Origin of the sequence: Desnuesiella massiliensis, from assembly GCF_001403615.1 — a bacterium.
GTDB classification, from domain to species: Bacteria; Bacillota; Clostridia; order Clostridiales; family Clostridiaceae; genus Desnuesiella; species Desnuesiella massiliensis.
Genome location: NZ_LN879455.1, coordinates 633,067 through 655,044 on the forward strand (window position 1 = coordinate 633,067; position 21,978 = coordinate 655,044).

Sequence of the window (21,978 nt, forward strand, 5' to 3'; positions counted from 1 at the left end):
TATAACTTTTTCTTAGCATTGCTAAGAAAAAGTATCCTCAATTGTGCATTGTGCATTGTGCATTGTGAATTGACAAACCCTTCGCTTTTGTATTGCTTAAAAATTTAGGGCATACTAAGTCAGTAGAGATTCACATATAGGCCAAGATACTTGTGAGTTAAAACTATTCACGATATAATAACATATGAGGCATCATGTTTAGTGATGAACTTGGATATCTATAGATGCCTTAAAGATAAAACTATTCAAACAGGATAGGAGAAGAGAAACTATGAAGATGGATTTTACACTTAATCTAACCCAAGAGCAGAAGTTAATAATGACACAGCAAATGCAGTTATCTGTAAAGCTATTGCAGATGTCCAGCTTCGAATTGCAAGAATATATGGAGAAAGAATTTCAAGAGAATCCTGTTTTAGAAGCTAAGTATGAGGAAAATAGTGAAACAGATAAGTTTAAAGATAGAATAGATTATAAAGAGCTTATAAAATATTTTGAATTTGATAATTATGGCTCTCAAAGCTATGGAAACTATGATGAAGATGAGGTTTCTCCTTTCAATTTTATTTCAAATAGTAAATCCCTTAAGGAATGTTTACACGAGCAAATAGGCGAGCTCAATGAAAATGATTACTTAAAATCCATATGTGATTATATTATTGAAAATATAGATAATAGAGGTTACTTAGATACTACTCTAGAGGAAATATGTAAAGAAATAAAGTGTAATAAGGAGCTAGGAGAAAAAGCTTTGATCATAGTTCAGAGTCTAGAACCAGATGGAATAGGAGCTAGAGATATTAAAGAATGTTTAAAGATACAGCTTAGAAAAAAAGGTGTAGAAGATGAGGTCATATATAAAATCATTGAAGAGCATATAGAGAATCTGGCAGATAATAAGTATAATGTGATAGCTAAAGACTTAAATATATCTTTAAAGGATGTTCAGCATTATGGAGACATAATAAAATCCCTAGAGCCTAAACCATCAAGAGGTTTTTTTACTGGGGATGAAGTAAAATATATAGTGCCTGATGCTTATATTAGAAAGATAGATGGAGTATATCATATAATAATGAATGATAGTTTGTTACCAAAACTTTCTATAAACTCCGTATATAAAGATATAATTAACAATGAAAAAGATAAATTTGCAGTAGAATATGTTAAAGACAGAATAAATAGTGCCATGTTTTTAATAAAAAGCGTAGAGCATAGAAAAAGTACAATTTATAAAGTCTTAGAAAAGATTTTAGAGCTTCAAAAGGATTATTTTGAATATGGAGAAGAATATCTAAAGCCTATGACTCTAAAGGAAATAGCAGATAACTTAGGGATGCATGAGTCTACTATAAGTAGAGCTATAAGAGATAAATATATCTATACCAGCAGGGGAACCATTAAGATTAAGGATTTATTTACAGTAGGATACAATAATGAGCAAGGCGAAGATATATCTGTAAGAAATATAAAAAATCAAATAAAAAAATTGATTGAAGAAGAAGATAAAACAAAGCCTTTATCAGATCAAGCTATATGTGATGAACTTAATAATATGAACATGAATATTTCTAGAAGAACTGTAGCAAAATATAGAGAGGAACTAGGAATAAAAAGCTCCAGTAAAAGAAAAAGATTTTAAAATCATGCAAGCAAAACCTGTTGAACTTCAACAGGTTTTATAAAAATATTCCAGTTAATGATAATTTATAGATATAATTTAACATTTTATTAATATTTTTTTATAAAACCCTATTTAAAAATTTTAAGAAATACTTTATAATAATAATTGTGGGACACAAAAATTTCAGCTGGGACACTGAGCGACCAAAGGAGTGTTATTCTTGGAAGAAATACTAAAATTACAACAAAAGATTGTTCCAGAATTAATTGAACTTTTAGAAAAGAGATATAATATATTAAGAACCATATACTATAATCAACCCATAGGACGAAGAATACTTGCTAACCAACTGGATATGGGGGAAAGAGTAGTCAGAACAGAAATCAATTTCTTAAAAGCACAAAATTTAATAAGCATTAACACTCCAGGAATGACAGTTACTAGTGAAGGAGAATTAATAATAGATAAGCTGAAAAATTTTATTCATGATATAAAAGGCTTATCAGAGATAGAAAAGTCTATTAAGAAAACTCTCCGTCTTAAAAATGTAATAGTAGTTCCCGGTGATATAGAAGAAGATAAAACAGTTATTAAGGAGCTAGGACGAGCCGCAGCAAATTATATGAAAAATATAATAAAGGACAGTGACATAATAGCTTTAACTGGAGGAAGTACTATTAAAGAGGCCATAGATAGTTTACCTAGGCTGAGCAGTTTGCAAAATATTTTAGTGGTGCCAGCTAGAGGCGGCATGGGAAGAAATGTTGAGACTCAGGCCAATACCTTAGCTGCTAATCTTTCTAAAAAAGTAAATGGATATTATAAAATGCTTCATTTACCAGACAATCTTAGCGATATAGCTCTAGAAACCGTATTAAATGAAAAAGATATAAAAGAAGTGGTTGAAAGTATAAAGAAAGCTCATATACTCATATACGGTATAGGAAGAGCTGACGAAATGTCTATTAAAAGAGGCATGAACGAAGAAAAGGTTTCAAAACTTATAGCTAAGGGAGCTCTAGGAGAGGCTTTTGGATGCTATTTTGCCAAAGATGGTGAAGTAGTATACTCTTCATCTTCTGTATTGATAAATGCAGATGATGCTAGAAGGATAGATATTCAAATAGCGGTAGCGGGAGGCAAAAGCAAAGCAGAAGCTATAGTTGCTACAGAATTAAACAATTCAAAGGGAATACTCATAACTGATGAGGGTGCTGCTAGAAAAATATTAGAGATAATAAAAAAAGATGAATAAAACTAGCTTTGCACTAGGAAAATAAATACTGTGTAAAAATATTTTTTAAATATTTTATATAAATAATTATTTAGGAGGTAATTTCAAATGGTTAAAATTGGAATTAACGGTTTTGGTAGAATAGGACGTTTAGCTTTTAGAGCAGCTCTTGAAAATCCAGCAGTAGAGGTAAAAGGAATTAACGATCCATTTATCGATTTAGATTATATGGTATATATGTTAACCTACGATTCAGTGCATGGAAAGTTCCAAGGAGAAGTTTCTATAAACAAAGAAACTAATGAATTAGTAGTTAATGGACAAAATATAAAAATATTTGCAGAAAAAGATCCTGCAAACATCAACTGGGCTTCTTGCGGAGCAGAATATGTTTGCGAATGTACAGGAGTTTTCACAACTATAGATAAAGCTTCAGCTCACTTTAAAGGTGGCGCTAAGAAGGTTGCTATATCAGCTCCATCTGCTGATGCTCCAATGTTTGTTATGGGAGTTAACAACAGCAAATACACTAAAGATATGACAGTAGTTTCAAATGCATCTTGCACAACTAACTGTTTAGCACCTTTAGCAAAAGTTATTCATGAGAAATTTGGAATAGTTGAAGGTTTAATGACTACAGTTCACTCCACAACAGCTACTCAAAAAACTGTTGATGGTCCTTCAAACAAAGACTGGAGAGGTGGAAGAGCAGCTGCTGCCAATATAATACCTTCTTCAACTGGAGCTGCTAAGGCAGTAGGTAAGGTTATTCCAGAATTAAACGGAAAATTAACTGGTATGTCATTTAGAGTACCAACTATAGATGTATCTGTTGTAGACTTAACTTGCAGATTAGAAAAAGGAGCTACTTATGAAGAAATCAAAGCTGCAGTTAAAGAAGCTTCAGAAAATGAATTAAAAGGGATATTAGGATACACTGAAGATGCAGTAGTATCAACTGACTTCATCCATGACAAGAGAACTTCTATATTTGATGCAGATGCTGGTATATCATTAAACCAAAACTTCGTTAAATTAGTTTCTTGGTATGATAATGAATGGGGTTATTCAAATAAATTAATAGATTTAGTATGCTATATGGCAGAAGTTGATGCTAAATAATTTAGCTGAATAATTAAGAATGTTATAGGGTCTGGTTTTGTAGTTTGGGCTATAAGGCCAGACCTTTTTTGCTAATATATATTGCATAAAAGCTATTACATTATATGTTCATCAGAAGGTATTAGAATTTTTGCGATGTATATATAATTGTGATTAAAAAATTTTTAGCATAGAGGTGTATATAATGAAATTTAATAAAAAAACTATAGAAGATATACAAGTAAAAGGTAAAAGAGTTTTAGTTAGATGTGACTTTAATGTTCCACTAAAAGATGGTGTTATAACAGATGAAAACAGATTAGTTGGAGCAATGCCAACTATAAAATACTTAATGGAAAATGGAGCTAAAGTTATTCTTTGCTCTCACTTAGGAAAAGCTAAAGGTCCAGATCCATCAAAAACTTTAGCACCTGTAGCAAAGAGATTAAGCGAGATGCTAGGTAAAGAAGTAGTATTTGCAGCTGATGATAATGTAGTTGGAGAAAATGCTAAAAAGGCAGTAGCTGAAATGAAAGAAGGAGATGTAGTTCTTCTTGAAAATACTAGATTTAGACCAGAAGAAGGCAAAAATGAAGAAAGCTTCTCAAAGGATTTAGCATCTATAGCAGATGTATATGTAAATGATGCTTTTGGTACAGCACATAGAGCACACTGCTCCACAGTAGGAGTAACTAGTTTTGTTGATACAGCTGTATGTGGTTATCTAATTCAAAAAGAATTAAAATTCTTAGGAGATGTGGTTGAAACTCCAGTTAGACCTTTCGTAGCAATACTTGGAGGAGCTAAGGTATCTGATAAGATCAATGTTATAAACAACTTACTTGAAAAAGTAGATACTTTAATAATTGGTGGAGGTATGGCTTATACTTTCCTAAAAGCTCAAGGTTTTGAAATAGGAACATCTTTATTAGAGGCTGATAAGGTTGATTATGCTAAGGAAATGATGGAAAAAGCAGCAGCTAAGGGAGTAAAACTATTATTACCGGTAGATAATATAGTAGGAGATAAATTCTCTGCTGAAGCTACTCCAGTAGTAACAGAAGATCAAAACATACCAGAAGGACACATGGGACTAGATATCGGACCAAAGACTGCAAAATTATATGCAGATGCTGTAAGAGAAGCTAAAACAGTTATTTGGAATGGACCAATGGGAGTTTTTGAATTCGAAAACTTTGCAAAGGGAACTATAGAAGTTGCTAAAGCTATGGCTGAATCAGATGCAACTACAGTAATAGGTGGAGGAGATTCTGCTGCCGCTGTTAATATTTTAGGCTTTGGAGATAAGATGACTCATATTTCTACTGGTGGTGGAGCTTCCTTAGAATTTTTAGAAGGAAAAGACTTACCAGGGATATCAGCACTTAACAATAAATAATAGTTTTTTATAAAAAGAGGGGTGTTTTAGATGAGAAAGGCTATAATAGCAGGAAACTGGAAAATGCATTACACTGTAGATGAAGCAGTTAAAACTATAGAAGAATTAAAATCATTAGTAAAAGATGCAACTTGCGACGTAGTAGTTTGCGTTCCATTTATAGCATTAGATGCAGTGGTAAAAGCTGCAAAAGGAACTAATGTAAAGGTTGGAGCACAAAACATGTACTTTGAAGAAAAAGGTGCTTTTACAGGGGAAGTAGCTCCTGGCATGCTAGAAGCTATGGGAGTTGATTATGTAATCATAGGACATAGTGAAAGAAGACAATACTTTAATGAAACAGATGCTACAGTAAACAAAAAGTTAAAGGCAGCTTTTGCACATAATATAGTTCCAATATTATGTGTAGGAGAATCCTTAGAAGAAAGAGAAGCCAACATAACTAATGAAGTTATAGGAATGCAAGTTAAGCTAGACCTTATGGGATTAACTGCAGAGCAAGTAGAAAAATTAGTTATAGCTTATGAGCCAATTTGGGCTATAGGAACAGGAAAAACTGCTACTTCTGAACAAGCAAATGAAACTATTGCAGCTATAAGAAGCGTAGTAGAAGCATTATACGGAAAAACAGTAGCTGATAAGGTTAGAATACAATATGGCGGATCTGTAAAGCCATCCACAATAAAAGAGCAAATGGCTATGTCTGATATTGACGGAGCTTTAGTTGGTGGAGCAAGCTTAATAGCTTCAGATTTTGCTGCTATAGTAAACTACTAGAAGTTATATAGGATATTATTATGCATAAAGAAAATACTTTAATAAGGTAATTTTCTTTATGCATTTATAAGTTAATAGTTGAACTTGTTTCTAATACATATAAAAGAAGATTACAATAGCTTAAACTATATTACAACGTTTAGATAGGATGTATTAAATAATAATATCTATCTATTATTATTGTAATGTATTTCTAAAAATAGTATAATGAAATACTAAAGATTAATATATACATTGTAATTTTATAAATATGCTATATTTATAAGTTTAAATATAATGTATGTACTTTAGATATGATTTTTAACAATATGGAGGAGAATTATGGTGAAAAAACCTATAATGTTAATGATATTAGACGGATTTGGGTTAACTGATAAAGTAGATGGAAATGCTGTATTAGCAGCAAAAAAACCAAATTATGATAGATATTTTAATAATTACCCACATACAGAGTTAAATGCCAGTGGATTAGATGTAGGTCTTCCAAGAGGGCAAATGGGTAATTCAGAAGTTGGACATCTTAATATAGGCGCAGGAAGAATTATATATCAAGAACTGACAAGAATAACAAAAGAAGTAGAGGAAGGTAATTTCTTTAACAATAAAGCTTTAAATATTGCTATGGATAAGGCTCTAGAAAACAATTCTTCAATACATTTTTTAGGACTATTATCTGATGGTGGAGTTCACTCACACATTGATCATTTAAAGGCTTTATTACAAATGGCTAAAAATAAAGGATTAACAAAGGTTTATGTGCATGCCTTCACTGATGGTAGAGACGTTCCTCCTAGTTCAGGAAAAGACTTTGTAGGAGACATTGAAAACTACATGAAAGAACTAGGTTGCGGGAGACTAGCTACAGTATGTGGAAGATACTATGCAATGGATAGAGATAAGCGTTGGGAAAGAGTTCAATTAGCTTATAATGCTATGGTATTAGGCCAAGGTGAAACAGCAAACAGTGGAGTTGAGTGTATGGAGAAGTCCTATCATGACAACAAAACTGATGAATTTGTGCTTCCAACCGTAATATCAGAGGATGGAAGACCAGTAGGAACTATAAAAAATAATGATTCAGTAGTATTCTTTAATTTTAGACCAGATAGAGCAAGAGAAATTACTAGAGCTATAAATGACAAAGTCTTTGATGGTTTCCAAAGAGAGACATTGAATTTAACTTATGTTTGCATGACTCAATATGATAAAACCATAGAAAATGTATATGTAGCCTATACTCCAGAAAGCTACAGCAACACTCTAGGAGAATATGTTAGCAACTTAGGTAAGAAACAGTTAAGAATAGCTGAAACAGAAAAATATGCTCATGTAACCTTCTTCTTTAATGGCGGAGTTGAAGCTCCGAATGAAGGGGAAGATAGAGCATTAATACCTTCTCCAAAGGTAGCCACCTATGATTTAAAACCTGAAATGAGTGCTTATGAGCTAACAGAAGAATTGTTAAATAGAATTGATAGCGACCAGTATGATATGATTATAGTAAACTACGCAAATCCTGATATGGTTGGACATACCGGTGTATTTGAAGCAGCTAAGAAGGCTATAGAAGCAGTAGATGAATGCATGGGCAAGGTAGTAGATAAGATTTTAGAAAAGGATGGAGCAGTATTTATAACAGCAGACCATGGCAATGCAGAGCAAATGATTGACTATTCCACAGGAGATCCTATGACTGCTCATACTTCAGATCCAGTACCATTCTTATATGTAGCTAACAATGCTAAATCACTGAGAGCTGGCGGAAGATTATCAGATATAGCTCCAACAATGTTAGAAGTCATGGGCTTAGATATACCAGCTGAGATGACAGGAAAAACCTTAATAGTTAAATAGAAATTAGGACTATAAAAAAGTCTTATTAATGAGCTGATATGTAAAATATATCAGCTCATTATATTGTAGTAAAATTCTAAAAATTTAAATATATTTATTGATTATTGTTACCTCTTGAAATTATATATCAAATGGTTGTATAATAAAGATGAAGATTTTATCATAAACTTGGTAATGAATCTAAGTTTGACTTTGATAGGAATATACTTCATATAAATATAACATGTACTTAATTAAAAATTATGTATTATATGATATATTTAAACAAATAATAATATTGTTATAGGTATTAGATTATTTATTAAAATTATGGTTTATAATAAAAGGTATAACCAACATAAGGAGGTAATTTTATGAAAAATTATGTTGAAATTGTAGACGTGTATGCAAGACAGGTACTAGATTCAAGATGTTTCCCTACAGTAGAGGTTGAAGTAACCTTGGAAGATGGAACTGTAGGAAGAGCCTCAGTACCTTCAGGAGCTTCCACTGGTATATTCGAAGCTGTGGAATTAAGAGATGGAGATAAAGATAAGTACAATGGAAAAGGCGTTTTAAAAGCTGTAGACAATGTAAATGATGTTATAGCTCCAGAATTAATAGGAATTAACATATTCGATCAAGTTTTAATCGATAAAACAATGATAGAATTAGATGGTACAGAAAATAAAGGTAAGTTAGGAGCTAACGCAATGCTTGGAGTTTCTCTTGCTTGCGCTAAGGCTGCTTCTAATTATTTAGGACTTCCGCTATATCAATACATAGGTGGAGTTAATGCTAAGGTTCTTCCAGTTCCAATGATGAATATAATCAACGGAGGAAAGCACGCAGATAATAATGTGGATCTTCAAGAGTTCATGATAATGCCTGTGGGAGCACCAAACTTTACTGAAGCTTTAAGAATGTGTGCTGAAGTATATCATGCACTAAAGAGCATTTTAAAATCAAAGGGCTATGAAACTGGAGTTGGCGATGAAGGTGGATTTGCACCAAACCTAAAATCTAATGAAGAAGCTATTCAAGTAATCATTGAAGCTATAGAAAAAGCAGGATATGCTCCTGGTGAAGATATGTATATAGCTCTAGACCCGGCATCTTCAGAACTATATGAAAATGGAAAATATAATTTAAAGGGAGAAGGCAAGATATTATCTCCTGAAGAAATGGCTAATTTCTATGTGGACTTAGTAAATAGATACCCAATTATATCCATAGAAGATGGTATGGCTGAAGAAGATTGGGAAGGTTGGAAGTATATCACTGAAAAGTTAGGTCATAAGATTCAGTTAGTAGGTGATGATTTATTCGTTACAAATACTAAGAGATTAAAGATGGGTATTGAAAGAGGCGTTGCAAATTCAATCCTTATAAAGTTAAACCAAATAGGAACTCTAACAGAGACTTTAAATGCTATAGAAACAGCTCAAAGAGCCGGTTACACTGCAGTAGTTTCTCATAGATCAGGAGAGACTGAAGATACAACTATAGCAGATCTAGTGGTAGCTGTAAATGCAGGACAAATAAAAACTGGAGCACCTGCAAGAAGCGAAAGAGTAGCTAAATACAATCAATTATTAAGAATAGAAGAAGAGCTTGTTGATATGGCTGAGTATAGAGGCTTAGAGGCTTTCTACAATATAAAAAATAAATAATTTTAGTGTATATAATGTAAGGCTGCCTTTTGAAGGCAGTCTTATATTTTTAAAATCTGTTCACAAAAGTTGTAAAGTTTGATATAATGTGATAAAATAATAAATTGTACAATATATGTGCTATATCAGGAGGTACGGGAAATGCGCAATGTTTTATTGGGATTTGAATTTATATTAGCTGCTGTTATTATTGTAGTGGTTTTGCTACAACCAAGTAAAGCCGATGGTATTAAAGGCTTTATCACAGGAAATTCTGAAACATTTTTTAGCAAGAATAAATCTAGAACAAAAGAAGCCATGCTAGCAAGAGTTACAGTGGTTTCTGCTATATTATTTGCTATAACTACTATAGCATTAAACATAGTTAAATAGTAATAGAATACGTAATAGAAACTTCTACATGCTTGCCTTTCATGCTATTTTGTGAGTTGCCATAAATATAGCGAACTATGATAAAGGCAGCTTTTTTTATATTTTGGGGGTATAAAATTATGTCTTAGGGCAATAATTTTAAAATATAAAAGGGAGGTTATGTGTATGCAGACGTATATTTATTCAGCTTTAAGTGGAGTGATGGCACTTATCTTTGCTTATTATTTAGCTAATGGAATTTCTAAGCAAAGTGATGGGAACGAAAGGATGAAGGAAATTTCAGGGTACATTCATCAAGGGGCTATGGCTTTTTTAAATCGAGAGTACAAATATTTGACTATTTTTATTATCATCGTAGCCGCAATTATAAGTATTTTTATAAATTATCAAAGCGCTATATGCTTTATATGTGGGGCGGTATTCTCTATTTTGGCAGGGTACTTTGGCATGAGAGTTGCGACAAAAGCCAATGTAAAAACGGCGGAAGGGGCAAGACATGGACAGAGCCAAGCTCTAAAAATAGCCTTTTCTGGCGGAGCGGTTATGGGAATGTGCGTAGTAGGTCTAGGACTTCTAGGGTTAAGCGTTCTATTTATAGTCTTTAATGGTAATACCATCTATCTAACAGGTTTTGGTCTAGGGGCTAGCTCTATAGCACTATTCGCTAGAGTAGGCGGCGGCATATATACAAAAGCTGCTGATGTAGGAGCTGATTTAGTAGGAAAGGTAGAGGCAGGAATTCCTGAAGATGATCCAAGAAATCCAGCTGTCATAGCTGACAATGTGGGAGATAATGTAGGAGATGTAGCTGGTATGGGGGCGGATTTATTTGAATCCTATGTAGGTTCCATAATATCTGCTATTACTTTAGGAGTATTAGTGTATAGCGATGGCAGAGGTGTAGTCTATCCTATGCTTCTATCTGGTGTGGGAATCATTGCTTCTATTATAGGAGCTTTAGTGGCAAGGAGCAGCAAAGATTCCAGTCCTCAAAGAGCGCTAAATTCAGGAACTTATATTGGAGGAATAATAGTAATAATATCTGCGGCAATGCTCAGTTATATTATTTTTGGTGATTTTAAGACCTTTATTGCCATAGCCATTGGTCTAGTGGTTGGAATTTTAATTGGAAAAATAACTGAAATATATACTTCAGCGGATTATGAATCCGTAAAAACAGTATCAAAGCAATCTAAGACAGGCCCAGCTACTACCATAATATCAGGATTAGCTGTGGGGATGAAATCTACGGTATGGCCTATAGTTCTTATTGTAGTAGGTATACTAGTATCTTATTATGCTATGGGTGGTGCTAAGAATGCTAATATGGGTCTATATGGTATAGCTTTATCTGCGGTAGGAATGTTATCCATAACTGGGCTTACTGTAGCTGTAGATGCTTATGGTCCTATTGCAGACAATGCAGGTGGTATTGCTGAAATGTCTCATCTTCCTCATACTGTTAGGGAGATAACTGATAAATTAGACTCTGTGGGAAACACCACTGCAGCCATTGGTAAGGGCTTTGCTATAGGTTCTGCAGCCTTAACAGCTCTAGCCTTATTTGCATCCTATGCGCAAGCAGTAAAACTAACCACCATAGATTTATTGAATCCGGCTACCTTAGTGGGCATACTAATTGGAGCTATGCTTCCATTTTTGTTTGGAGCTTTAACTATGGAGTCCGTAGGTAAGGCCGCCAATGAGATGGTGGAAGAGGTTAGAAGGCAATTTAAAGAGATTCCTGGATTGATGGAAGGTAAAAATAATCCCGATTATGCAAGATGTGTTGAGATTTCTACAGCCTCAGCCCTTAAAGAAATGATATTGCCAGGAGTGCTTGCCATAGTGATTCCCTTGGCGGTAGGCATATTACTTGGAGCAGAAGCGCTAGGAGGACTAATAGGAGGATCTGTAGCTACTGGAGTTTTAGTGGCTATTCTTATGGCTAATTCTGGAGGAGCTTGGGATAATGCAAAGAAATATATTGAAAGCGGAGAACACGGAGGAAAGGGAAGCTATTCTCATAAGGCAGCTGTAGTAGGGGATACCGTAGGGGACCCTTTTAAGGATACTTCAGGACCATCTATGAATATATTGATTAAACTTATGACCATTGTTTCTCTAGTATTTGCACCTATTATACTTAAATTTGGCGGTATATTGCTGAATTTAATAAAATAATTTTGTAAGGTTAAGACCTGAAGGATTCCATGCCTTCAGGTTTGTTTTTGAAAACTTATTTTAAATCTAAAAATAAATAACTAATCCAATAAAGAAGTAATTATTTTTTGATATAAATTATTTAGAAATTAAGTAATTTTTTAATTGAAACAAGGGAAAAATATATTAAAAATAAAATGTACATGGTATAGTTAAATTATCCCTATGTTCAAAATAGATAGGAGTGATTTTATGAACATTAAACAAGCTTTATTAAGCTTTATGAGAGAGCAAGCATATAAACCTATGGACATTCAAGAGCTGGCTCAAGTTTTTGATATAAATAAAGAAGAGTATAAGGACTTCAAAAAGACCTTAAAAGCTATGGAAAAGGAAGGTATTATTTTAAGAACCAAGGCTGATAAATTTGGATTGCCAGAGAAGATGGGTCTGATTACAGGAAAGCTTCAGGTGCATCAAAAGGGCTTTGGATTTGTTATACCAGAGGATGAAAGTAAAGACATATTCATACCCAGCTCCTTTATAAACGGTGCCATGAATGGAGATAAGGTTATAGCCAAGGTTGTAAAAGAAGATGTAAATGGCAAGAAAAGAGAAGGAGAAATCATTAGAATATTAGAGAGAGCCAATAAGACCATCATTGGAGTTTATGAAAACAGTAAAAACTTTGGCTTTGTAGTACCTGAGGACAAAAGGATTCAATATGATATATTTGTTTCTAAAACAGAAAAAAATGGAGCAAAAACTGATGATGTGGTTATTGTTGAAATAACAGAATGGCCAGAGGCAAGAAGAAACCCAGAAGGTAGGATAATTGAAGTCCTAGGCAAAAAAGGGGATAAGGGAATCGATATTCTCACCATAATAAAGAAGCATGGTCTTCCAGAAGAGTTCCCAGAAAAGGTAGAATCTTTTGCTGAAAACATACCAGAAGAAATAACAAATAATGAATATGTAAGAAGAAAAGATTTAAGAAATGTGAGAATGGTAACCATAGATGGTGAAGATGCAAAGGATTTAGATGATGCTGTATCCATTGAAAAGCTGCCTAATGGTAATTATAAATTAGGAGTACATATAGCGGACGTGTCCCATTATGTAAAGGAGAGAAATCCTTTAGATAAAGAAGCCTTAAATAGAGGAACTTCTGTATATTTAATAGACAGAGTAATACCTATGCTTCCTAAGAAGCTATCTAATGGCATATGCTCCTTAAATCCTAAGGTAGATAGATTAGCTCTAACCTGTTTCATGGTTATAGATAAGTCTGGTAAGGTGCTAGAGCATGAATTACTAGAGAGCATAATCAAAACCAGTGAAAGAATGACTTATACCGATGTGACTAAAATACTGAGGGATAAGGATGAAGAGCTTATAAAGAGGTATGAATATCTATATGAAGACTTTAAAGCTATGGAAGAGCTTTGCAATATACTTCATAAGAAAAGGATGGGCAGAGGAGCTATAGACTTTAACTTTGAAGAATGCAAAATAATATTAGATAAGATGGGTAAGCCTATTGATATAAAGCCTTATGAAAGAGCTATAGCTAATAGAATTATAGAAGAGTTTATGCTAGTTTGTAATGAAACCGTAGCAGAATATATGTATTGGGCAAACATGCCTTTTGTATATAGAATTCACGAAAATCCTGATGAAGAAAAATTAGCTCACTTTAGTGAATTTATATATAACCTAGGCTATACATTAAAATGGGCTAATGACGTTCATCCGAGAATGCTTCAAGAGATATTAGAAAAGGTAGAAGGTAAAAAAGAGGAAACCGTAGTAAGTACTTTGCTACTAAGATCTATGATGCAAGCAAAATATTCTCCTGAATGTGTAGGCCACTTTGGATTAGCCGCCAGATACTATTGCCATTTCACTTCACCCATAAGAAGATATCCAGACTTAATGATTCATAGAATTATTAAAGAATTTATAAATGGTCAAATTGATGATGAAAGAAATAAAAAATTAGTAAAGGCTGTGGAATATGCTTCAAAGCAATCCTCTGAAATGGAAAGATTAGCAGAGGATGCAGAAAGAGAAGTAGATGATCTAAAGAAAGCTGAATACATGAAAGAAAGAATAGGAGAAGAATTCGAAGGAATTATATCCTCTGTTACTAATTTTGGCTTCTTTGTAGAATTACCCAATACAATTGAGGGTCTAGTTCATATAAGCAATTTAGATGATGACTATTATGTTTATGATGAAAGACACTTAACCTTGATGGGAGAAAGAACAAAGAAGATATATAGACTAGGAGAAACTATCAAAATTAAAGTAGCTAGAGTAGAAATAGATACCCATGATATTTATTTTGATATAGTAGAGGAATTGAATGAGGAAGAAAAAGAAGAGCCCATGGATGCTTCTATGATTACTACGGAAAGTGAAGAAGTTGAAGGATTAAAAGAGGAATTTACGCCAATACATTAGGCATCTTAAAAATAACTAGTCGAATATAAGAGTACATTGACTAGTTATTTTTTTGAGATGCGTGAGTTTTGTGATATAATTATATCAATTATAGTTAGAAGTAGGTGTTATTATGGCGAAATCCACATCAAATAAAGTCCTGGCAGAAAATAGAAAAGCAAGACATGATTATTTCATAGAAGAGGCTTATGAAGCAGGCATAGTCTTAGTTGGAACTGAAGTAAAATCTATAAGATCTGGAAAAGCAAACTTAAAGGATAGTTACGCAGAAATAAAAAATGGAGAAATATTTGTTAGAAATATGCATATTAGCCCTTATGAAAAAGGAAATGTATTCAATGTGGATCCTTTGAGAGATAGAAAACTCTTGCTACACAGATTGGAAATAGATAAATTAGCAGGAAAGACCGCTCAAGAAGGGTATACCTTAGTACCATTATCTCTATACTTAAAGCAAGGAAGGGTTAAAGTGAGCATAGGAGTAGCAAAGGGTAAGAAGAACTACGATAAGAGAGACGCTATGCTTGAAAAAGCTCATATGAGAGATATAGAAAGACAGATGAAAGAAAAATACAGATAGTTTATTAATGCACAATTTACCATGAACAATACAGAATTGTGAATCTATAGGAGGATGTGAAAAACATAGGTGTTTCTTTTTCACGGGCCGCTCGTGGGGCTCCACGCGCGGTGTAGGGAAACCTATAGAACACCTTTTTTCACAGCCTCCTATATAAATTCCTTATTGATGTGATTTTTATATCAATAAGGAATTTTATTATGTCCAAAAATAATTAATAACTGCTTTAAATAGGTAACTAGTTAATTTTTCACCATAGCTTAGTTTCATTCACCATGTTATCAGTGTAAGCATAATTTATATTACAAAAATTAACGTGGAGCATAACAATTGATAATTGTTATGTGCGGAATAGGAATACAGGAGGGATAACATGGAAATAGTATTAACCTCATTGCACTATGTTTATTTATTATTCATACTCATAATTATAGCAGCTATGATTATGAAAAAGGATACCGCTCTTATTTGTATAGTAGGTGTATTTATTTTGGGACTATTAGGTACTTCCTCTATATATAAATCTCTAATGGGTATATTTAATAGCTTTGTATATGCTACAAAGGAACTGATGCCCACTATTTTCATAATATCAGTGATAACTGCCATGAGCAGTGTGTTAATGAACACTGGCATCAATGAAGAAATAGTTTCTCCTTTTAAAAAGGTTATAAAGTCCTATAGTATGGCTTACTGGACTATAGGTATAGTTATGATGCTAGTTTCTTGGTTTTTCTGGCCATCACCAGCTACAGCTTTAATGGGAGCCTTGTTTTTACCTATTGCCGTAAAGGTGGGCCTTCCTGCCATAGGTGTTGCTATAGCTATGAATTTATTTGGGCATGGAATAGCCTTATCAAGCGATTATATCATTCAAGCAGCACCTAAATTAACAGCAGATGCAGCAGGACTAGAGGTGTCACAGGTTATTTCAGCTAGTATTCCATTGACTATAGTTATGGGGCTTGTTACTATAATTACAGCTTTTTACTTTTTAAGAAAAGAAATAAAAGCTGGAGTTTATAAAAAGGGATTAAAGGCTGAAATAGCAAAGGGTGAAGAAGTTAAGAAGGCATATCCCTTTACCAGTAAAGTAAGAAAGCTATTAGCCCTATTAATACTAATCATGTTTGTAGCAGATATTGTATTAATGTATTTATTTAAGCTTCAAGGGGGAGATGCTACGGCTCTAATTGGAGGTACGGCGACAATTATACTATTAATAGTAGCTTTATTAGCATATAAAATAGAAGCCTTAGACAAAGTAACCTCTCATATGGTTGAGGGCTTACAATTTGGCTTCAGAATTTTTGGAGTGGTTATTCCTATAGCAGCTTTCTTTTATTTAGGAGACTCGGCTTTAATAGATATATTCGGAAAAATATTGCCACAGGGATCTCATGGTATAGTAAATGACTTAGGAGTAGCCTTAGCTCACATAGTACCGGTAAATTCCGTAGTAGCTTCTGGTGCTTTGACAGTGGTAGGTGCCATAACAGGCTTAGATGGTTCAGGCTTCTCAGGTATATCCTTAGTAGGCTCCATAGCAAAATTGTTCTCCACAGCTCTAGGTGGAGGAGTAGCAACCTTAACCGCTTTAGGACAAATAGCTGGTATTTGGGTTGGCGGCGGAACCATAGTTCCTTGGGCTGTAATTCCTGCCGCAGCTATATGTGGAGTGGACCCCTTTGAATTAGCAAGAAAGAATCTGAAGCCAGTGGTTATAGGTTTGATTGTTACTACTATTGTGGCTATGTTCCTTATCTAAAAGAGCTTTGTAAATAAAGTTCTATAAATTAAACTCAATAATTAACTTTAACAATGCACTTTATCAATTCACAATGTACAGAGCACAATGCACGATTTAGGAAGATTTTTTTCTCTGAACGAAAAAAATCGAAATAATTTTAGATTATTTAAGTTCTCTCAGTTTCACTGAGAAAACTATCCTTAATTGTGCACTGTGAATTGTGCATTACCCAAACCCATATATGGTTTAATGATATATTAGAGGAAGTAAGTATATAATTTTATAAAACTTGATTATTGAGAGGGAAAAATCCTATTGAAAATTAGTTCCGCATGGTGTATCATAAGGATTGTCAGGTGAGTTAATAAATCATTGACAGAATTGAAGTTCTTTGATAAAATTAACGAACACAAACATACATCTTCTGTTTAATATAACAGGGGGGCGTACTTGGTTTCGACGGGGGTACGGTGTGTTTAGGAAGCGAGTGGAGGGAACCTGTGGGCCCGCCTTAAAAAACTATGGGATTAAATGTAAACGCAGAAGATAATTTTGCATTAGCAGCTTAGTCTGCTACGTTCTACCTTTGAGTACCGCGGCTTAGGATAGGGCGTCGACAGCGGTGAACCGAGTCTAGGAAAGCTTTGACCTAGAAACGGAATTTATGAAGCTACTGAAATCTGAAGCTTGTCCTTAAGCGTCAGAGAGAGGGAATGTAAAACTAAGGACTGCACTCGGAGATGCTTAAGCATATTGGCTTTCGGACAGGGGTTCGACACCCCTCGCCTCCACCACCTACATAGTATTACCAATGGTTTACAGCATTTTAACGATTAAGATTACAAGTTCGATTCGGAAGAAATTCTTCTGTGTCCGATACCTGTAATCTTTTTTATTTGAGGTGTTAAAATGGCTAAAAGACTACAATTAACAAAAAATGTTACTCCGATTGGGTTTGATAAGGAGGTAACAGCAGAATATTTCTCCGTACAGGACTTTATTGAAAAACAGAAAGATTTTATCATCTATAAGAGGTCGCAAAACCTCTCTGCAAGGACTTTATACGATTATGACAGGGCTTTTCTTTACATGAATAATTACATCAATGAGTACTACTCGGACACCACAATTCGATACGATATAACGCTGATAAGAGGGTATATTTCGTTTATGTTGGAGAAGGTAAGTCCTAACACTACCAATATCAGAATACGCTATTTAAAGGTATATCTAGCGTTTTTAGAAGATGAAGGATTTGTTAAAGATAGAATTAATGAGAGAATAAAAAAGGTTAGGGAAGTTAAGAATGAGAAACAACCTTTAACCCAAACCGATATAAAGAAGTTACTTAAGGCAATTAACATGACTTCATACGCAGGATTAAGGGATTATGTTATTATACTTCTCATGTTATCCGTAGGTACAAGGGTAAATGAAACTGTAAATATAAAGGTTAAAGATGTGAATCTAAAGGATAAGTATATCATCATAAACGGAGAAACTGCAAAGAATAGAACACAAAGGATTGTACCACTGAATAACAAGCTACAACCATATGTAAAAAAGCTAGTGGAAATTGCTGATAGTGTTAACAGTGAGTATTTGTTTTTATCGAGTGTATCACACAGTAAGGTAGCTTTATCCCATATTAAGAGTCAACTAATAGAGTACGGAAAGAAGGCAGGCTTGGATAAAAGTACCTCTCCCCATAAGTTGAGGCATACAGCATTAACCAACATGATAAAGAATGGCAGTAATCCGTTAGATGTCTGTAGAATAGCAGGACATTCTTCTTTAGAAATAACCATGGCATACTACCATAACAGCATAAATGATTTACACAAGGCTATACAAAAAGATACTTTATCTGATTTATAATACAATAAAAGACATAAAAAAGAGTGGTTAAGGATTTTATTTCCTCACCACTTTTTTACTATTGCTGTTACTATATGAAATGGAGTTTTTGCGACTTATAGTGACACTTATAAAACCATTGCAAATACTCGTTCCAGAGGGGGACTAGGTTAATTTTGAAGAGGTAAAAATAGGACATTTCTTAAATACAAATCCGTAAATTTTCCATACACTGATACCAACGGCACTAAAGGGAAGAATTTAAACATCCCCCACCCTTTTTAATAAACAGTTCCATAGATGTCAATCTCTTTCTTTTTCTCATATTGCTTTGGATTTAACATTGCGTGTAAGCTTACTATTTAAAATTTATTTTATTTCTGATAGTCTAACAAATCTTATTGTAAACTCTTATTTGTATTCTTTTTCAATTCTCCGTTACTCCTTAATCTGTTAAGGATGGCTATTCTTTTAGAAAGATAAATAAATCCTAAAATATATTTAAGATACGAGTTCTAACGAGTGGCTTAGAGTTTATTTAAAGCCTAGCTAAATACTAGGTTTGTATTTCAATACCAAGTTTGTATTAAGCTTACCTCTCATTTCACTCGAGGTTATTATTTATTATCTTTTCCTATTTATTATTAAAACCAACTTGTATTATTAAATTGTCCTCTCATAGATATAATCGGAACTTAAAATGAAAAAAGTTACCTTTTCCACCTATTTTACAAAATTATAAAAAAGCTTTTTATCTTTTTCTAATAGTACTTTTAACTTTGCTAATTTGCTTTTAATTACTTTCTCACTAATACTAATTTCCTTGGATAATTTTCTAATGTTAATAGTCCCGTTAACTTTAACAGAATCTTTTGTGTAGGCTAAACCTTCCACTATTTGAGTTATTAAATTAAACTCTCCCAATGAAACGGAATCCTCTATGGACATCAGGATATTATCCACTAAATCTATAATGTTACCACTTTCCCCTACGTTATAAATATCCTCATACTTCAAAGCCTTATCACCTTCAACCTCTTCATCTAAACTAAATTCAATTCTTTTGGCTACTTTATATTCCTTACGGATGAAATCTAAGAAATCCATTTTGATACTCTCGTTCATATACCTATCGAAGTTGTCACCTTTGTTACCATAGTTAAATCTCATAATATCGCAAATTCCGTAACTGATAATGAAGCTTTCTGCATCTTGTTCATCAAACTTACTTCCTTTTGATAATTCTCTTTCGGTTTTTAATCTAACTAATTGTAAATACCTATTGCATTGATTTTCTTTTATTAATTCCATTTTAATCAAATCCCTCTTTTGATTAGTGAAGGGTTTAAAAACCTTCCTAATAACATAACAAGATAAATCACCACATTGGGATATCATTCATTCAGATGTATTTTTAATGTGCTATATTACTTTATCGATTTGAGTGAGTATTAAGGGACACGGAAAATATCTTTTAATGGTGGATATCAAAATTATGTATGTTGATTATTAAGCTAGGAGTTTTGATAATCACTAACGAATAAGACTTAATAAACAATACATAAGAATATTGTTGAAATGAATATTACTTGTTTCTCAAATTAACCATATACTATATAATGGGATTAGGTTATAATTGCAGATTTTTAGAGAATAAAATTCAAATTAAACCACTATTTAATTAACCAAAATTTTTTAAGAGGTTGTTTTATAATGTTTGAAGATTTGTTTGATGAATTAGCGAGAAAATATGGTGAAGACTTTAATTGGTCTATCATATCCAATACAAATAAATATTTTATAGAAGAAGCAAAGCGTGAAATAAAAGAAGGGCATCCGTTGTATGGAGAAACTATGTACTCAACAATTAAATGTGATTCTAATGACGATGTTTGACCCTTACCCACTTTGGTAGACACGAGGAACTCGTGTTATACTAAAAGTGAAGGGAATGATTTTAATGAATAACCATTATAGTGCAGAATTTAAATTAGAAGCAGTAAAGAGAATAGAGAGAACTAAGGAACCCGTTTCAAAGGTAGCAGCAGATCTAGGGATAAAACCTACAACACTTCAAGGGTGGGTAAAAAAATATAAACAATCTACTAATGCTCCTTTCCCTGGTAGTGGTAATTTAAGTCCTGAAGATGAAAAACTCAGAAAGCTAGAAAGAGAGAATCGAGAGCTTAAAGAGGAAATTGAGATACTAAAAAAAGCGGCAGCTTTCTTCGCCAAGAACCTAAAGTAAAAAGGTTTGAATTTATCAAAGCTAACTGCAATAAATATCGTATAGCGAAGCTGTGTGAAGTCCTCTGTGTTTCTAGAAGCAGTTACTATGCATGGGATAAAAGACCTCAAAGTAAAAGAGAAATAGAAAATAGAAGTCTATTAAGAAAAATCCAAACTATCCACAATAAAAGCGGCAAGGTTTTTGGGTCTATTAAGATTACTCAAATTATAAATAAAGAAGAACCTAAGCCTATTAACCATAAAAGAGTAGAACGACTAATGAGTGAGAATGGTATAAGATCAAGGGTTTCTAAGAAATTTAGGGCAACCACTAAATCTAATCATAAGCTTCCAGTTGCAGAAAATATCCTTAATCGCGGTTTCTCTGTAGACAAACCTAATGTAAAAATGGTTAGCGATATAACCTACCTGTGGACAGATGAGGGCTGGCTATACATAGCTGGGGTTATGGATTTATGTGGACAGAAGATTGTTGGATTATCAATGAGTGAAAGAATGACTAAAGAACTAGTAATTAATGCCTTAAATGATGCTTATCAACGCGCTGGAAAGCCTAACGGCGTCATTTTACACTCTGATAGAGGGTCTCAGTACTGTTCTTATGACTATCAAAATCTTATAAAAAAGTATGGATTTATATGTAGCATGTCACGCAAAGGTAACTGCTGGGACAACGCTCCTATGGAGTCCTTTTGGGGTAAACTTAAGTGCGAATGGCTCTATGGAAAGCACTTTAAAACCCGTGATGAAGCTAGAGCAGCTGTTTTTGAATATGTTCAGATATTTTATAACAGACAGAGAATCCATGCTTCTAATGGCTATTTAACTCCAGATGAGTTTTATAATAGAGCAAATAAAAAAGTAACTGCAGCTTAAAAATGAAATAACTAGTTATTCTA

The 21,978-nt window shown here is 33.4% G+C and carries 16 protein-coding genes and 1 other RNA gene; 16 read left to right on the forward strand and 1 reads right to left on the reverse strand.

Annotated elements, in window-relative coordinates:
• Window positions 1–277 precede the first annotated feature (277 nt).
• The 14 genes from rpoN (at window position 278) to BN2665_RS09690 (ending at window position 18,850) form a co-directional block, all read left to right on the forward strand.
• The gene (rpoN, locus tag BN2665_RS09630; RefSeq protein WP_195892688.1) at window positions 278–1,642 is read left to right on the forward strand and encodes an RNA polymerase factor sigma-54; all 1,365 of its coding nucleotides are present in this window, start codon (window positions 278–280) and stop codon (window positions 1,640–1,642) included.
• Window positions 1,643–1,844: 202 nt separating this feature from the next.
• Complete coding sequence (locus BN2665_RS09635; RefSeq protein WP_055666891.1) at window positions 1,845–2,879, forward strand: sugar-binding transcriptional regulator; 1,035 nt, start codon at window positions 1,845–1,847, stop codon at window positions 2,877–2,879.
• 87 nt (window positions 2,880–2,966) lie between these two features.
• On the forward strand, window positions 2,967–3,980 hold the full coding sequence (gap, locus tag BN2665_RS09640; RefSeq protein ID WP_055666892.1) for a type I glyceraldehyde-3-phosphate dehydrogenase: 1,014 nt from the start codon (window positions 2,967–2,969) through the stop codon (window positions 3,978–3,980).
• A gap of 184 nt (window positions 3,981–4,164) precedes the next feature.
• Complete coding sequence (locus tag BN2665_RS09645) at window positions 4,165–5,358, forward strand: phosphoglycerate kinase (RefSeq protein ID WP_055666893.1); 1,194 nt, start codon at window positions 4,165–4,167, stop codon at window positions 5,356–5,358.
• 30 nt (window positions 5,359–5,388) lie between these two features.
• On the forward strand, window positions 5,389–6,135 hold the full coding sequence (gene tpiA / locus BN2665_RS09650) for a triose-phosphate isomerase (RefSeq protein ID WP_055666894.1): 747 nt from the start codon (window positions 5,389–5,391) through the stop codon (window positions 6,133–6,135).
• Between the two features lie 321 nt (window positions 6,136–6,456).
• Entirely contained in the window at window positions 6,457–7,989 is a 1,533-nt protein-coding gene (gene gpmI, locus BN2665_RS09655; protein WP_055666895.1) for a 2,3-bisphosphoglycerate-independent phosphoglycerate mutase, read from the forward strand.
• A gap of 353 nt (window positions 7,990–8,342) precedes the next feature.
• Window positions 8,343–9,641: a phosphopyruvate hydratase gene (gene eno / locus BN2665_RS09660; protein ID WP_055666896.1), complete on the forward strand. Its 1,299-nt coding sequence runs from the start codon at window positions 8,343–8,345 to the stop codon at window positions 9,639–9,641.
• 141 nt (window positions 9,642–9,782) lie between these two features.
• The gene (gene secG, locus BN2665_RS09665; RefSeq protein ID WP_055666897.1) at window positions 9,783–10,013 is read left to right on the forward strand and encodes a preprotein translocase subunit SecG; all 231 of its coding nucleotides are present in this window, start codon (window positions 9,783–9,785) and stop codon (window positions 10,011–10,013) included.
• Between the two features lie 165 nt (window positions 10,014–10,178).
• On the forward strand, window positions 10,179–12,197 hold the full coding sequence (locus BN2665_RS09670; protein WP_055666898.1) for a sodium-translocating pyrophosphatase: 2,019 nt from the start codon (window positions 10,179–10,181) through the stop codon (window positions 12,195–12,197).
• Window positions 12,198–12,428: 231 nt separating this feature from the next.
• Entirely contained in the window at window positions 12,429–14,642 is a 2,214-nt protein-coding gene (gene rnr / locus BN2665_RS09675; RefSeq protein WP_055666899.1) for a ribonuclease R, read from the forward strand.
• A gap of 109 nt (window positions 14,643–14,751) precedes the next feature.
• On the forward strand, window positions 14,752–15,222 hold the full coding sequence (gene smpB / locus BN2665_RS09680) for an SsrA-binding protein SmpB (protein WP_278335886.1): 471 nt from the start codon (window positions 14,752–14,754) through the stop codon (window positions 15,220–15,222).
• Window positions 15,223–15,595: 373 nt separating this feature from the next.
• On the forward strand, window positions 15,596–16,990 hold the full coding sequence (locus tag BN2665_RS09685; protein WP_055666901.1) for a hypothetical protein: 1,395 nt from the start codon (window positions 15,596–15,598) through the stop codon (window positions 16,988–16,990).
• Between the two features lie 422 nt (window positions 16,991–17,412).
• Window positions 17,413–17,766, forward strand: a transfer-messenger RNA (tmRNA) gene (gene ssrA / locus BN2665_RS26230).
• A 115-nt stretch (window positions 17,767–17,881) separates the two neighbouring features.
• The gene (locus tag BN2665_RS09690; protein ID WP_082435864.1) at window positions 17,882–18,850 is read left to right on the forward strand and encodes a tyrosine-type recombinase/integrase; all 969 of its coding nucleotides are present in this window, start codon (window positions 17,882–17,884) and stop codon (window positions 18,848–18,850) included.
• A gap of 702 nt (window positions 18,851–19,552) precedes the next feature.
• On the opposite strand, the gene BN2665_RS09695 is transcribed toward BN2665_RS09690, so the two are convergent.
• On the reverse strand, window positions 19,553–20,140 hold the full coding sequence (locus BN2665_RS09695) for a hypothetical protein (protein ID WP_055666903.1): 588 nt from the start codon (window positions 20,138–20,140) through the stop codon (window positions 19,553–19,555).
• 402 nt (window positions 20,141–20,542) lie between these two features.
• Here BN2665_RS09695 and BN2665_RS09700 point away from each other — a divergent pair, with 402 nt between their 5' ends.
• On the forward strand, window positions 20,543–20,725 hold the full coding sequence (locus tag BN2665_RS09700; RefSeq protein WP_055666904.1) for a hypothetical protein: 183 nt from the start codon (window positions 20,543–20,545) through the stop codon (window positions 20,723–20,725).
• Between the two features lie 55 nt (window positions 20,726–20,780).
• Window positions 20,781–21,955 (forward strand): IS3 family transposase gene (locus BN2665_RS09710; RefSeq protein ID WP_154674922.1). Its coding sequence is split into 2 segments (ribosomal slippage): window positions 20,781–21,048 and window positions 21,048–21,955, totalling 1,176 coding nucleotides; the frame shifts between segments, so codons are not numbered across the junction.
• The last annotated feature ends 23 nt before the right edge of the window (window positions 21,956–21,978 follow it).